15 protein-coding genes and 1 other RNA gene are annotated in these 13,554 nt (G+C 52.6%); 8 read left to right on the forward strand and 8 right to left on the reverse strand.

Translation table 11 applies throughout. The annotated features are described in order from the left end of the window. The first annotated feature begins 89 nt into the window (after positions 1 to 89). A complete protein-coding gene (locus MJ257_RS20125; RefSeq protein WP_240270936.1) occupies positions 90 to 305 on the forward strand; it encodes a DUF3906 family protein in 216 nt (71 codons plus the stop codon). A gap of 46 nt (positions 306 to 351) precedes the next feature. Here MJ257_RS20125 and MJ257_RS20130 read toward each other — a convergent pair whose 3' ends face one another. From MJ257_RS20130 to MJ257_RS20145, 4 genes are all read right to left on the reverse strand, one after another. After that, positions 352 to 1,725 carry an MATE family efflux transporter gene (locus tag MJ257_RS20130; protein WP_240270937.1) on the reverse strand — a complete coding sequence of 458 codons (1,374 nt, stop codon included), beginning with the start codon at positions 1,723 to 1,725 and terminating at the stop codon, positions 352 to 354. A gap of 94 nt (positions 1,726 to 1,819) precedes the next feature. Further along, entirely contained in the window at positions 1,820 to 3,007 is a 1,188-nt protein-coding gene (locus tag MJ257_RS20135) for a putative glycoside hydrolase (protein ID WP_240270938.1), read from the reverse strand. Positions 3,008 to 3,188: 181 nt separating this feature from the next. Continuing rightward, positions 3,189 to 3,383: a hypothetical protein gene (locus MJ257_RS20140; RefSeq protein WP_068786563.1), complete on the reverse strand. Its 195-nt coding sequence runs from the start codon at positions 3,381 to 3,383 to the stop codon at positions 3,189 to 3,191. Positions 3,384 to 3,565: 182 nt separating this feature from the next. After that, positions 3,566 to 4,393 (reverse strand): YitT family protein, encoded by an 828-nt coding sequence (locus tag MJ257_RS20145; protein WP_240270939.1) that lies wholly within the window; start codon positions 4,391 to 4,393, stop codon positions 3,566 to 3,568. Positions 4,394 to 4,673: 280 nt separating this feature from the next. On the opposite strand from MJ257_RS20145, the gene cshA reads away from it, so the two are divergent. Beyond that, complete coding sequence (cshA, locus tag MJ257_RS20150) at positions 4,674 to 6,248, forward strand: degradosome RNA helicase CshA (protein ID WP_270407010.1); 1,575 nt, start codon at positions 4,674 to 4,676, stop codon at positions 6,246 to 6,248. A gap of 66 nt (positions 6,249 to 6,314) precedes the next feature. On the opposite strand, the gene MJ257_RS20155 is transcribed toward cshA, so the two are convergent. Continuing rightward, positions 6,315 to 6,416 carry a sporulation protein YjcZ gene (locus MJ257_RS20155; RefSeq protein WP_082691542.1) on the reverse strand — a complete coding sequence of 34 codons (102 nt, stop codon included), beginning with the start codon at positions 6,414 to 6,416 and terminating at the stop codon, positions 6,315 to 6,317. 187 nt (positions 6,417 to 6,603) lie between these two features. Here MJ257_RS20155 and MJ257_RS20160 point away from each other — a divergent pair, with 187 nt between their 5' ends. The 3 genes from MJ257_RS20160 to MJ257_RS20170 all read left to right on the forward strand — a co-directional run bounded on the left by MJ257_RS20160 (position 6,604) and on the right by MJ257_RS20170 (position 8,254). Beyond that, positions 6,604 to 7,410, forward strand: coding sequence for a YesL family protein (locus MJ257_RS20160; protein ID WP_240270941.1), 807 nt, complete (start codon positions 6,604 to 6,606; stop codon positions 7,408 to 7,410). Positions 7,411 to 7,486: 76 nt separating this feature from the next. Further along, positions 7,487 to 7,676: non-coding RNA, 6S RNA (ssrS, locus tag MJ257_RS20165), on the forward strand. A gap of 179 nt (positions 7,677 to 7,855) precedes the next feature. Beyond that, complete coding sequence (locus MJ257_RS20170) at positions 7,856 to 8,254, forward strand: DUF1499 domain-containing protein (protein ID WP_240270942.1); 399 nt, start codon at positions 7,856 to 7,858, stop codon at positions 8,252 to 8,254. Positions 8,255 to 8,329: 75 nt separating this feature from the next. On the opposite strand, the gene tpx is transcribed toward MJ257_RS20170, so the two are convergent. Further along, positions 8,330 to 8,851: a thiol peroxidase gene (gene tpx, locus MJ257_RS20175; RefSeq protein WP_240270943.1), complete on the reverse strand. Its 522-nt coding sequence runs from the start codon at positions 8,849 to 8,851 to the stop codon at positions 8,330 to 8,332. A 106-nt stretch (positions 8,852 to 8,957) separates the two neighbouring features. Here tpx and MJ257_RS20180 point away from each other — a divergent pair, with 106 nt between their 5' ends. Further along, complete coding sequence (locus tag MJ257_RS20180) at positions 8,958 to 9,572, forward strand: rhomboid family intramembrane serine protease (RefSeq protein ID WP_240270944.1); 615 nt, start codon at positions 8,958 to 8,960, stop codon at positions 9,570 to 9,572. A 95-nt stretch (positions 9,573 to 9,667) separates the two neighbouring features. Further along, positions 9,668 to 10,579 carry a glutamate biosynthesis transcriptional regulator GltC gene (gltC, locus tag MJ257_RS20185; protein WP_240270945.1) on the forward strand — a complete coding sequence of 304 codons (912 nt, stop codon included), beginning with the start codon at positions 9,668 to 9,670 and terminating at the stop codon, positions 10,577 to 10,579. A gap of 101 nt (positions 10,580 to 10,680) precedes the next feature. Here gltC and MJ257_RS20190 read toward each other — a convergent pair whose 3' ends face one another. Together MJ257_RS20190 and MJ257_RS20195 are read right to left on the reverse strand one after the other, a co-directional pair. Next, positions 10,681 to 11,361, reverse strand: a complete 681-nt coding sequence (locus MJ257_RS20190; protein WP_178021819.1) for a zinc metallopeptidase — start codon at positions 11,359 to 11,361, stop codon at positions 10,681 to 10,683. 62 nt (positions 11,362 to 11,423) lie between these two features. After that, a complete protein-coding gene (locus MJ257_RS20195) occupies positions 11,424 to 11,864 on the reverse strand; it encodes a MerR family transcriptional regulator (protein ID WP_270407025.1) in 441 nt (146 codons plus the stop codon). Between the two features lie 276 nt (positions 11,865 to 12,140). Here MJ257_RS20195 and MJ257_RS20200 point away from each other — a divergent pair, with 276 nt between their 5' ends. After that, positions 12,141 to 13,541 carry an ammonium transporter gene (locus MJ257_RS20200; protein ID WP_240270947.1) on the forward strand — a complete coding sequence of 467 codons (1,401 nt, stop codon included), beginning with the start codon at positions 12,141 to 12,143 and terminating at the stop codon, positions 13,539 to 13,541. The last annotated feature ends 13 nt before the right edge of the window (positions 13,542 to 13,554 follow it).

The following is a 13,554-nucleotide window of genomic DNA, read 5'->3' on the forward strand; positions in this document are numbered from 1 at the left end:
TCGGTTTAGGTGTTGGGGAACATGAGCTAGCAGAACCCTCCGGCATCTGCTACAATCGAACGCATAGCCGATGAAGGGGGAAGCGACGCATGTATCTGTACCGTTTGGAGGCCGACACCTCGGCCGGTCCGTTCGTGATCATCATCGCCGCCGAAGGGGAAGAGCAGGCGTTTGCCGCGGCCGAAGAACATTTGCAGCGGCAGGTGTTGCCCGCGCCCGTGGTCACGGAGCTGTCGATCGTGGAGAAGAAGCGCATCGTACCCGGGGCAGGGTACGTGGTGGCTACCCGCAGCGAGCTGCGCTAAACGGAAGAAGCCCGTGACCGGGTCTAGGTCACGGGCTTCGATGCGTTTATGGCGTGTCCGCCGGATGAACCTGGTTACTGCCGAGACGGCGCTGGATCACAACCAGGCGATACAACAGCAGGACGGCGGCTACGGCCAGGCCGGTGATGAGGCCGACCCAGTAGCCGTATGGGCCCTGCGGCGTGTAGTTGGCCAACACGAACCCCAGCGGTAGCCCGATGATCCAATAGGCCAACAAGGAGATCCAGAAGCCGGGGCTGACGTCTTTATAACCGCGCAGCACGCCTTGCGTTGGCGTAGCGATGGCGTCGGACATCTGGAAGAAGATCGCGTACACCAGAAAGTGCTTGATCAGCGAAACGACCTCGGGTTCGCTCGAATAAAGCTGCGCGACGCCCTGGCGGAACAGCATCAGCAGGACGGCGGTCGCCAAAGCCATGGCCGCGGCGGTTCCGATGCCGAGGGCAGCGTATTGCCGGGCGTCTTTCAGCCGGGCGGCGCCGGTCTCGAAGCCGACGAGGATCGTCAGCGCCAGGCAGATGCTGAGCGGGATCATGTAGAGCGTCGAAGCGAAATTGTTCGCCGCCTGATGGGCAGCGATCGTCAAGGTGTCGAACCGGCTCATCAGCAGCGTCACGGCGGCGAAGACCGCCGTTTCGAAGAAGATGGCGAAGCCGATCGGCACGCCGAGATTCATCAGCTCCCGCCATTTGGCCAGCGAAATGCGATGCAGCTTGCGGAAGACGCCGTACGAGACGAACGGTTCTTGGCGATGCACGATCCACAAAGCGATCAGGAAGATGCACCAGTACGTAAAGGCCGTGGCGATCCCGGAGCCGATGCCGCCGAGACGAGGAAAGCCGCCGTGCCCAAAAATAAGCAAATACCCGGCGCCTACGTTTAACGGGAGCGAGATCAGCGTGATCATCATCGAAACCCGCGTTTGCCCCAGTGCGTCAATGAACGAGCGCAGCACGATGTAGCCGAACAAGGGGACGATTCCCGTGGAAATCGCAACCAGGAAATAAAAAGCGACATGATGGACCTTCGGTTCGAGATTCATCGTGTTCAGCAGGGGGGAGACCGACAACGCGCCGACCAGCAGGACGACCAGACTCACCGCTACCGACAGCCATATCGCCTGAATGACATGATAGCCGACTTTGTTCCTCTGGCCGGCGCCAACCAGTTGCGAAACGATAGGCGTGATGCCCATCAGGATGCCGCTGAGCCCGGTCTGCACCGGGATCCACAGGCTCGAACCGATCGCCGTGCCCGCTAGGTCAGCCGGGCTGGCATGGCCGGACATCATCGTATCGAAGAAGGTCATCAGCGACATCGTCACCTGGGTGATCAGGATCGGGATCAAAATGCGTAAAAATTGAGCGTACTTTTGCTTTAAGGTATAGGTTTGATTCATAAGCCGACATAACTCCGATCATCAAAGGGTTACTTGAGTTCAAGCCGAACCAAACCCGGGCGAAGGGCCCGGGTTTGGCGGCGGTGTAGCATTATTATTCATAAGCGACGCCGGAAGTATAACGGTTAGAAGCGTTCCATAGCAGAAACTCATCCACCTTCATTTCCTTCAGCGCCCGGATTTGTTCTTCCACTTCATGTTTACCGTATTTGATGTAATGCCCGCTCCCCAGCCAGCTGGCGGTAAAGTCTTGAATCCACGGCCGAATGATCGGCTGCGTATCGCCGAGCTCCGAGAGCTTCGTTTGCGTATCCTGGACCGCGCCCTTGATCGTCTGGTAAGGAGCTCTGTCGGGATCCTTGGCGTTAAACCAACCCGTGGTGTAATGGCTCGGATAGATCATCGGACAAATCACGTCGACGTTGTCGGAGATTTTCACGAAATCCTGGCCAATCCCTTCGGCTGCCGGGACCGACGCGGCATATCCGAAGATGTCCACGGAAACCCGGATGCCTAACGGTTCCAGCTCATCTTTGGCATATTTGACGAAGGAGGAGACCGCATCAACGCGGCTCATCTCATTTTTCGTATAACTCAGACTGTCCGCCCGTTTCTCGAAACCTTCGGGGAAACGCACGTAGTCGAATTGGATTTCCTTGAAGCCGAGTTTGGCCGCCTCCTTGGCAATGGCGATATTATAATCCCAAACCTCTTTGCTGTAAGGATTGACGAAGCTGTCCCCCTTGCCGTTGCTCCACACGGATCCATCCTTGTGGCGGAACGAGAGCTCCGGGTGCTTCTTGGCCAGAATCGTATCCTTAAACACTACGATCCGGGCGATCGGATAAATATCATGCTTCTGCAATCGGGCCATTAACGCGTCGATGTCGCGAATGAACGGCTGCGGTTTTCCCCACTCGTTCAGCTCGGGGTTATCCGTTTTGTAGGTGATATACCCCAGATCATCCTTGATGTCGATGACCATCGCATTCAGCTCGGTCTTATCGACGAGATCAACCAGCTGGTTCATGCGAGATCCCCCGGCGCTATATGCCGTAACATAAATGCCTTTGACTTTGGGGGCATCAACTTGCGGGTCAGCTTTCAGATCCGACGGTTTGATAGGATTGTCCAGTCGTCCTTCCGCTAGATTCACCGAAAAGGTGTGGGCGACGGACGACATCATGGAGTTCGCCGGCTCATTCCCCGCGGCTTGCTCCTGCGGCGCAGCTCCGCTGCCCGTACTCAAGGCCAGAAGTAGTAATGTCCAGATGATGTTCATGATATCTCTCCCTTGTTTGCACTCGCTACTCATTATATCGGAAGAAGGGCCTTCAGAAGGAACAGGAATGTCACAATTGGTAAAAAGTTTCAGAGTTTCATAGAGGAAAAAAACGCAAAAAAGTCGTTTCCTTTGCCGGGGCAAAAGAAACGACTTCGTCCTGCCTGTAAGCGTTACATATTTAATGAAGAAACGCCGGGTTTTGATGCTCGCAGATGCTGAATTGAATAATCTCCAGCGCGTCCTGCGGTTCCAAGATGGTCAGGCCATCCCGGAGGAGAATCGTCGAATTCAGTTCCCTTTGGTTCAGAAAAGGCAGCATATCCGGAAACCATTTCTTAACGATCTGTTCCAGTTTTACCGTTTCCATTTCCATTTCCACATCCATCACCCTTTCCTTTCAGAATCATTCACTGCGGAATCAATCCTAAATCGGAAAAGCAAAAAGCCTGTGAAATACGGGGTAAGCTGAACCCTATAAAGTTACATAGGAACCGCTGTGATTATTATAACAAAGAAGCGGCCGTTTGAAAACGGCCGCTTCTTTCAAGAAAACGCTTAACGGCGGCGAAAAGAGCCCATTACCCCGACCGTTTCCACGATATTGACGAACGCAGCGGGATCGGTTTGCTTGATGATTTCCCGCAGTTCGGCTAATTCATAACGGGTCGTGACGGTCATCAGCATATCTTTTTCCTTGTGGGAAAAGGCGCCTTGGGTCTTCATCAACGTCACCCCGCGAGGCAGCGACAGCAGCCGGTCGAGCATCGCTTCGGTTTTGTCGGTGATGATGAACAACGTCACTTTGATATGGCTGATATGAATCAGGTCGACGACCTTACCGGATATATAGATGGATACCATCGAAGCTAAAGCGAGATCCCAGTTCCCCTCGAGATAGCCCATGGCCAGAATGACGATCCCGTTCAGTCCGACGATCACGTTCCCGACCGGGAAATCGCGGAAGCGGGTTACGATCGAACCGACGATGTCGAAACCGCCGGACGAACCGCCGACGCGGAACGAGATGCCGCTGCCGATGCCTACCAGCACGCCGCCGAATACCGCGGAGAGCAGCGTATCCGACGACAGCAGCTTGTCCGGCGTCGGAATCAGGGCGATGAACCAGGTTGTGGCGGCAACCGATAAGATGCTTAACCCGATAAACCGCTTCCCCAGCAAAAATAAGCCGGCGATCAACAGCGGCACGTTATAAGCCAAATACATCGTGCTGATGCTGAGCGGAGAAAAGTAGGCGGTCAGCATCGCCAACCCCGAAACCCCGCCGCTAAGCAAATGAAGCGGTACGAGGAACAGATTAAAACCCGCGGCGATCATCGCTGCCCCGAGTAGAATGACGACCGCATTTCTGATTTCCTTCAACACAATCTTTCACCTCACGAAAATAAAGGAAGTATCCCAACCTGCTTGCTGGTATTCCATTTATGTTTTGTGCTATAATGTTTGAGATATTCTTGAGTAGGTACTCTTTTCCAATTTTCAAGCTAGAACTATGTAAAATTTACGGGCGGATTGGACAGCCTATTAACGTTTGAAGCGGGAGTCCAAAGTCAGGTTTTGAGCGTGATCAAAACAGGACTAAACGCTACTTAAGAATACCGTTAAGCTGGTGGAATGTCCACTAAATAGAAGGGGTATGAATACATTGAACACATTCGCAGATTTCGGCCTAGAGCCTAAAGTATTGCAAGCCATTACCGAACTTGGATTTGAAGAAGCGACGCCGATTCAGGCCAAATCGATCCCGATCGCTTTGACGGGGCGCGATTTGATCGGACAAGCCCAAACCGGTACCGGGAAAACCGCGGCCTTCGGCCTGCCGCTCATCAACAAAATCCCGAAAGAAGAAGACCGTATCGTTGCGTTGATTATGACGCCAACCCGGGAGCTGGCCATTCAGGTCGCCGAAGAAATCGGCAAGCTGTCCCGCTTTAAAGGCACCCGCTCTCTTCCTATCTACGGCGGACAAGACATCGTACGCCAAATTCGCGCATTGAAGAAGAAGCCCCAGATTATTATCGGCACGCCGGGCCGTTTACTTGACCACATTAACCGGAAAACGATCAAGCTTGACGATGTGCAAACCGTCGTTCTCGACGAAGCGGACGAAATGCTCGACATGGGCTTTATGGACGACATTCAGTCGATCCTGAAGCTGGTTCCCGAAGAGCGTCAAACGATGTTGTTCTCCGCAACGATGCCGGCGAATATTCAGAAGCTGGCTCAGCAGTTCCTGAAAGATCCGGAGCATGTATCCGTGATTCCGAAGCAGGTCAGCGCCCCGCTGATCGACCAAGCTTACATCGAGGTACACGAACGTCAGAAATTCGACGCTTTGACCCGTTTGCTGGATATGGAGTCTCCGGAGCTTGCCATCGTGTTCGGCCGGACGAAACGCCGTGTCGACGAACTGTCCGAAGCCCTGCAGAAGCAAGGTTATTCCGCCGACGGCCTTCACGGCGACCTGTCGCAGAACCAGCGCGATAACGTCATGCGCAAATTCCGCGACGGCAGCATCGACGTGCTGGTTGCAACCGACGTGGCCGCACGTGGTTTGGACGTCTCCGGCGTGACCCACGTCGTGAACTTCGACCTGCCGCAGGATCCGGAAAGTTATGTGCACCGGATCGGCCGTACCGGCCGTGCCGGCAAAGAAGGGGCGGCTTGGTCCTTCGTGACGCCGCGCGAAATCGATCATCTGCGCTTTATCGAACGGATTACACGCCATAAGATCGCCCGCAAGCCGCTGCCGAGCATCGCGGAAGCGATCGAAGGCAAGCAACGCATTATTGCTGAACGCTTGATCGAGCTCGTGGAGAACGGTGAACTGAACGAAAACAAAGGCATCGCCATCCAATTGCTGGAGCAATACGATTCGGTGAACCTGCTGGCAGCCGCGTTTAAGCTGATTACAGGCGATAAGAACGAGAAAACCAGCATCGAGCTGACGCCGGAAGAACCGATTCGCGTGAAACGCCGCAACCCGGATATCCGTTCCAGCGGCCGGAAGCCGTCGGGTTACGGCAACCGCAGCGGCGGCGGAGGCTACCGTCGCGATTCCCAAGGCGGCCGCGGTGGTTACAATAAAGGCGGCGGCGGTTATAACCGTGACGGCGGACGCGATTCCTACCGTTCCTCCGACCGCAAGCCTCGTACCGGTTCGGGCGGCGGGGAGCGCAGACCTTCCAAATACAATGACAACTCCTCGTTCGACAACTAAGATGAGTTTGTCATAAAATCAAAAAAAAGAAGACGGAGGAAACTCCGTCTTCTTCGTTTTTGTTCATTACAGAAGGATCGTACGGCTCACGATAACGAGCAGAATGAACAATACCAGAATCGTACCCGTAGAGGTCCAGAAACCTCCGCCATATCCTACACCGGACATGTGATAACCTCCTTTGATGATGTTGATGTTTTGAAGTTACGGTATATACTATGGCACAGAGGCCCTCTAAGATTAGACGCTTACCCATGGCGGCGCAAATTAGGCGCTGGAACGAGCTGGACGAATCATGTATAGTTAATATAGGCAGAGCTATTGCACTATACAATGCTTGAGAGGGGAACTTTACTTGGAATACAAAGGTTTTATGGGCGGATTTTATAGAATCACCGAATGGATTATGCGGATCGCCGGCAGCAATCTGTTGTGGCTGTTGTGCTCATCGCCCTTTATGATCGTGTTGGCGATGAAGCTGTTGTTGGTGCTGCAATCGCCGACGCCTCAGCCGGAGACGCTGACGATTTGGGTTATGGGCATTTTGGCACCGTTTACACTGTTTCCGGCAACGGCCGCTTTATTTTCCGTGACCCGGAAATGGGTAATGGGGGAAAGCGATTTGAGCATCATCAAAGTCTATTTCAAGGGATACAAGGAAAACTACAAGCAGAGTATGATCGGCGGCATTTTCTATACGCTCCTGTTTGCCATCATGTACGTGGATTATGAAGTCTACATGAACCAAATGAACAATCTGCAGATGATCGGCATGGTGATGCTGTTTTTCCTGTTGATTCTGTTCCTTTCTTTGTTTAACTTCTTTTCGCTGGTATCCCATTACCATCTGGGCGCGGTCCAATTGATCAAGAACGCGATCCTGTTCACGATTCTTCGGCCGTTCCGGACGTTGTCCACGCTGATTTGCGCCGGCGTGCTTGGATTTCTGACCCTGCGCTTCGGCTGGCTGATCTTCTTCGGGTTCGGGAGCTTGACCGCTTTCGTCGCGTTCTACAACTTCTACATCGCTTATAACAAGATCCAGGAGAAGGTAGAGCGGATGCGCCAGTCGGAAGATTCGCCGAATGCCAGCAGCACCGCACAGGACGACGAGGATTTGACCCTGGATTTGCCGACGAGCGAGGAGAAGGAAAAAGATTGATTTTGCAAGCCTGTTTTCCCATCATCTTCCTTGCCCGGTGAGTTTACATTTGCTTAACGAAGCCGTATAATAGGTTTACGTCCTGCGATGTGCGTTTCGGTTTCAGTTATTTTGAACCAATGACGGTTATCTCGGGAGACCTAAATTGCGCCGCCGCTGAAAGGCCCTATCCATTGGATGCGGGGACTTCAAAATCGTCGCTGCGGTCACCCACCTGCGGGTGCAGGTTCGAGATAATGTAATCGGACGGCATAGGCGGGTCTATGATCAAGCATGTGAACGGCACCTTGTACTCTTTTCGTCACAGAAAAGGGGCAAGGTGCTTTTTTGTTTGCGCCGAAATGCCCAGGCTCGCTTTTGTTTGTCTTCCAAGAATGTTAAACTAAGAATTAAGAAAACGCATACCCAGTCAAATGGGGTCAGGATCGTGAAGGAGGAAGGACAGTTGTCATTTAAGAGAACGTTAACCGGCATTTTCCGCAGCCAGGAAGGAACCAGCGACCGCGCGAAGGTGCCCGAACTCAAAACCAGGTATTATTCATTGTCCAAAGAGAAGTGCTGGGAGGAAGTCTCCTCGACCTTGAAGAAAATCCCCGGCTATAAAGTACTGCACGAGGTACCGTCCGTTGGCGAGATTACGTTGGAGAAACGGACCAGCCTTGGGCGCATGATGGATATCACCGTGTCGATCGTATCCACGGGTCCGGTGCGAAGCGCGGTTGATATTTATTCCGCGACGCGTGGATCGATGGGGGACCTTGGCGCGAATTACCGCAACATCCTTCAGCTCTTCGCCGTGCTGGATAAGAAGATGGCAGCCCATAAAGTATCCTCGAACTTGTAAATTCCGTTACGCAACGCAAAAAAAAGCGAGCAGGGAGAGACCTCTCCTACTCGCTTTTCGTTTGTGCCCGGGGAATTAGGACAGCAGCGCTTTAACGGCAGCCACCGGTTTTTCGTAATCCGGATGCTCGGTCATTTCGTTCAATACTTCGACGTATTGAATCTTGTTGTCTTTATCCAGTACGAACACGGCGCGCATGTCGAGCGCGAACTCTTTAATAAGTACGCCATAGGCTTTGCCGAAAGAGTTGTCTTTGTAGTCCGACAGGGTGACAACCCGGTCGACGCCGGCGGCGCCGCACCAGCGGGCTTGGGCAAAAGGAAGATCGGCGCTTACGGTCAGCACGACCACGTCTTCGCCAAGGCCGGCGGCTTCCTGGTTGAATCGGCGGGTTTGCGCGTCGCAGACGCCCGTATCGAGCGAAGGAACCACGCTGATCAGCTTGATCTTGCCGGCATAGTCCTGCAGGGTTGCTTCTTCCAGCAGGTTTTTATTCAAGCGGAAATCCGGAGCCGTATCGCCGACCTTAAGTTCCGGGCCGATCAGCGTGATCGGATTGCCTTTAAATGTAGCTGCATTTGCGCGTTCTTGGGCCATGTTCATTTCCTCCTAGACAGATGGATTTATTCAGTCAAATTTAATTATAATCGTTTTGAAAAGAAAATGTCCAACATTAGGAAAAACAAAGGTAAGGAGGATTCCGATGATCTTCTTAAGATACGAAAGCTGGAGAAGTTACCTGCGGTATTATCCCGTGACCTGCTTGCTCTTGGCTGCCAATATCATCATGTTTATCGTGCTTGCAATGAACGGGGGTTCCACGAATCATTATGCGCTGCTTAAGTATGGTGCGCTGACCAATATTCCTGAGTTGGCCGGCCAGGGCTGGCGGTTGTTTACTTCCATGTTCCTGCACCGGGGGTTCGACCACCTGTTTTCGAACTCCTTTGCGATCCTGGTGTTTGCGCCGCCGCTGGAGCGTTTGCTGGGTTGGTGGCGTTACGCGCTTCTCTACTTGGGTAGCGGCTTGGTTGGGAACCTGATCAGCATGGGACTCCACCCGGTCGGTGCGGATATTCATATCTCCGTTGGGGCGTCAGGCGCTGTCTACGGCGTGTATGGTGCTTTTCTCTATATTGCCCTACTGCAGCGTCATCTGATGGATGAGAGCTCGCGAAAAACGCTGTACAGCCTTTTAATTATCGGGGTAATCTATTCGGTATTGGTTCCGCAGATCAATCTGGCTGCACATCTTGGCGGCCTTGTTGGGGGATTTTTCATTTACGGGCTGATCATCCGCTTGTTAAAACGGCGTTGAACCCAAGGAATGTAAATGGTACATTAAATTTAGGGTTTTAGGCTATTGTAAATGTTCGATGTTCGTAGCACATGCGAAATGGAGCGATCAGATTCGTGGAATTAAGACAACTGCAATATTTTGTGAAAGTGGCGAGAAAAGAGCACGTGACTCAAGCTGCCGAGGAGCTGCACGTCGCCCAATCGGCGGTAAGCCGGCAAATTCACCAGCTCGAGCAGGAGCTTGGCGTCAATTTGTTCATGCAGAAGGGCAGGAATCTCCATCTCACCGCCGTTGGGCAGCTGTTCTGCAGCCGAGTGGAGATGATTCTCAAGGATCTCGACCGGGCCGTGAGCGAGGTGCACGAATTTCTCGATCCGGAGCAGGGGGAAATCCGCTTAGGGTTCCCGAATAGTTTAGGCATTCATATGATTCCCAGCGTGGTGGCGGAATTCCGCAAGCTATATCCCAATGTGAAGTTTCGTTTCAGACAAGGCACTTATCCTACCTTAATTCGCGATGTCGTTTCAGGGGAAGTGGATTTAGCTTTTATTTCTCCGTTTCCGGAAAATCATGATCAGGTTACGGGCAACGTGGTGTTGACGGAGGATTTGGTGGCGATCCTTCCGCCGGGGCATCCTTTGGCCGGCGAGCAAAGCATCAAGCTCAGCCAATTGAAGGACGAAAAGTTCATTTTGTTCAGCAAAGGGTATTCCCTTCGGCCGATCGTTTGGCATGCCTGCCTGGAGGCGGGGTTTACGCCGAAAATCGCCTTTGAGGGCGAAGAGACAGATACGATCCGGGGGCTGGTGGCCGCCGGAATGGGCGTCAGCCTGCTGCCGGAGATGGCGCTGTTTCAGAGCTTTACGCTCCAGCCAATCCGCGTGAGGATCTCCGAACCGAAGGTCACGCGAACCATCGGGCTAATCCATCGGGCAGACGAGAAGCTTCCGCTTGTAGCGCAATCGTTCCGGTTATTTCTACTGGAATACTTTGGACTTCAGGTCGATACGCCGCCGAGTCAGTGATCCCATAGTTATGTAAACGTTTGCTGGATATGAAACAAAAAAGGCTGCACGATATCTAGCCGTTAGGCTTGGTCCGTGCAGCCTTTATTATTTCTTGTTGATTACTCGCGGTTGCTCGTGAAAATCAGAATGTAGCGAAGCAGCTCCAGGATGGAGATCAAAGCGGCTGCTACATAAGTCAATGCCGCGGCGTTTAACACTTTGCCGACTCCGCGCGATTCATTCGGCGAGATAAAGCCTTGCTCAAGCATCACCTTGCGAGCCCGGCTGCTGGCGTTAAATTCGACCGGCAGCGTGACGATCTGGAACAAGACGGCGGCCGAGAAGAAGATAATCCCGAGGCCGATCAGGTTCAACGCGCCGAAGAGAAACCCGGCCAAGAGCAAGAAGGGTGCGATCCCGGATGCGAAATTCACCAGCGGGAACATCCGATGGCGCAGCACCAGCATCGGGTATTTCTGCTTATGCTGGATTGCGTGTCCTACTTCGTGGCAGGCTACGGCGACGGCGGAAATGGAGCTCTCATAGTACACCGGCTCAGACAAACGGACGACACGGTGAATCGGATCGTAATGGTCCGTTAAGGCGCCGCGTACCGGCTCGATCGGAACGTCGTATAGGCCGTTGGCGTCGAGCATGCGTCTTGCGGCGTCATGGCCGGTTAAACCGTAGAGGTTCGATACCTTCGCCCATTTGTTAAAGGTGCCTTTGACCCGAAACTGCGCCCACAAGGAGAGCCCGAAGGCAAGCAGAATAGGGATCAGCATCACGTCTGAATACATGAATCATTCCTCCATCTGATAAAGTTGTCAAAGAAGTAAACAGAGGTTGATTAGAAATATAGTTAGGAAAAAGGCCCGTGGTTCATTAATAGCCGGATGGCTTCCATGCAGGCTAAGCTTTGCGGCAACAAGTTCGCGAATGCGCGTTTCGCCTGATTGGGCTGTAAGCTGGAAATGAGCGGTTCGAGCTCCTTGACCTCGCGTTCCAGCTGCTGCATATGGAGCTCCAGCGAACTCAGCTTCTCGGTCACCTGCTCTTCAGGGGTCACGCGGTTCCACTGGTCCAGCTTCTCGCGGATCTCTTCCAACGTATATTTCTCCTGTTTCATTTGATTAATACGTTCCAGCCTGGTCAAGGTTTCAGCACTGTATAAACGATAGTTCGTCTGGGTGCGTTTTTCCGGGGAGATCAGCCCGAGCTTCGTATAATAATCGATCGTCCGCTCGCTGACATCGGCTGCTTTCGCCAATTCTCCGATCCGGTACAGTTTCTTTACTCCAATTTCATCACCTCTCCCGACTATTCCAAAGGATTGCTACTATATTCTATTTTATTTATCCTCATGATACTTAACAACAAGCATACAGTCAAACGTTATGCTTTATTTTTGCCAGTAACTATAAGACAGGTCTCTCTAATACCTAACATAAGATGTTAATATAATTGCAAAAGAACGATTTTTTTTCAAAAAACTATTGTCATCCCTGTATGTTTCTCTTATAATCACATTAATAATTCATTTTGTGTAAGGAAACTTAACATTAGGGGAGTGTTAAAGATGAAGAAGAAGTGGCTTTACGGTGGACTCATTTTTCTCGCGTCATTTGCTTTTCCGGTCTCGGCATTCGCAGCGGAGGGAGAGGTTACCGCTCCGGTACTGGAGCTGGGCCTGAATTCGCTTTTTGTATTCGTCGCAGCCATGCTGGTGTTCTTTATGCAAGCCGGTTTCGCTTTGCTTGAAGCAGGGACCGTGCGGATGAAGAACGCCGGACACGTTGCAGGCAAAACGGTCCTGACTTTAGGGATTTCCGTCCTTGCTTGGTGGCTGCTTGGCTTCGGTTTCGCTTTCGGCGACGGCAACAGCTTCCTGGGTACGACCGGATTTCTGTTCGGCGGCGAAGGGGATATCGGTTCTTTCAGCGTATTCGCCGAAATCGGCGTACCGTTAAATCTGATGTTCCTGTTCCAAATGGCATTTGCGGCCGTATCGCTGGCAATCGCCTGCGGCGGGATGGCGGAGCGCGCTAAGCTCAGCGTTTATATCATCTTCGGCACGATCTTTATCGTCTTGATCTATCCGATCGTCGCTCACTGGGTATGGGGCGGAGGCTGGCTCGGCAACTTGGGTATGCAAGATTACGCCGGTTCGACGGTCGTTCACTTAACCGGTGCGACAGCGGCGCTTGCGGCAACCATTTTGCTTAAACCGCGCCTTGGCAAATACAATAAAGACGGGAAACCGAACAACATTCCTGGACATAACCAAGTACTGACGGTTCTCGGCGTCATTATCCTGTGGATCGGCTGGTTCGGTTTCAACCCAGGTAGCGCATTAACTCCGATGAACGATGGATTCTTTGGTTATGTCTTGATGACGACGAATCTGGCCGCAGCGGCTGGTGCCGTTGCAGCACTGCTCATCTCCTGGGCGGTCATGGGCAAATCGGATATTCCAAGCATGTTGAACGGCGTGCTTGCCGCTCTCGTAGCCATTACCGGTTCTTGTGCTTTCGTTGACGCTTGGGCTTCCATCATCATCGGCGCGGTTGCCGGAATCTTGACCTTCTTTACGGCTAGATGGTTTGAACGCGCCGGGTTGGATGATCCGATTTATGCTTTCTCCGTTCACGGCATCGCCGGGGTATGGGGCGCAATTTCCACCGGTTTGTTCGCAACGCCGGAATTGGCTGAGAAAACAGGCGTAGGTAAAGCGGGCTTGTTCTATGGCGGTGGCTTTGGGCAATTGGGAGTACAGCTGCTTGGGGTCATCGGAACCTTCGCTTTCGTGCTGGTGCTGTCGTTCCTCGTTCTTGGAATCATGAAATGGACGATGGGGCTGCGCGTCACCGAGGAAGAGGAAACCATGGGCCTGGACATCAGCGAGCATGGCACCTACGGTTATCCGGAGCAAATGAACTTGCTGAACAAAAATACTTCGTCCGGCATTCCTGCCGAATAAGAGAAGATATTGA

This window comes from Paenibacillus timonensis (assembly GCF_022427145.1).
GTDB classification, from domain to species: domain Bacteria; phylum Bacillota; class Bacilli; order Paenibacillales; family Paenibacillaceae; genus Fontibacillus; species Fontibacillus timonensis.

Excerpts from the sequence above, each read along its gene's own strand:
- MJ257_RS20125 (WP_240270936.1), top strand. The coding sequence starts at position 90 with ATGTATCTGTACCGTTTGGAGGCCGACACCTCGGCCGGTCCGTTCGTG.
- MJ257_RS20130 (WP_240270937.1), bottom strand. The coding sequence starts at position 1,725 with ATGAATCAAACCTATACCTTAAAGCAAAAGTACGCTCAATTTTTACGC.
- MJ257_RS20135 (WP_240270938.1), bottom strand. The coding sequence starts at position 3,007 with ATGAACATCATCTGGACATTACTACTTCTGGCCTTGAGTACGGGCAGC.
- MJ257_RS20140 (WP_068786563.1), bottom strand. The coding sequence starts at position 3,383 with ATGGAAATGGAAACGGTAAAACTGGAACAGATCGTTAAGAAATGGTTT.
- MJ257_RS20155 (WP_082691542.1), bottom strand. The coding sequence starts at position 6,416 with ATGTCCGGTGTAGGATATGGCGGAGGTTTCTGGACCTCTACGGGTACG.
- tpx (WP_240270943.1), bottom strand. The coding sequence starts at position 8,851 with ATGGCCCAAGAACGCGCAAATGCAGCTACATTTAAAGGCAATCCGATC.
- MJ257_RS20180 (WP_240270944.1), top strand. The coding sequence starts at position 8,958 with ATGATCTTCTTAAGATACGAAAGCTGGAGAAGTTACCTGCGGTATTAT.
- MJ257_RS20190 (WP_178021819.1), bottom strand. The coding sequence starts at position 11,361 with ATGTATTCAGACGTGATGCTGATCCCTATTCTGCTTGCCTTCGGGCTC.
- MJ257_RS20200 (WP_240270947.1), top strand. The coding sequence starts at position 12,141 with ATGAAGAAGAAGTGGCTTTACGGTGGACTCATTTTTCTCGCGTCATTT.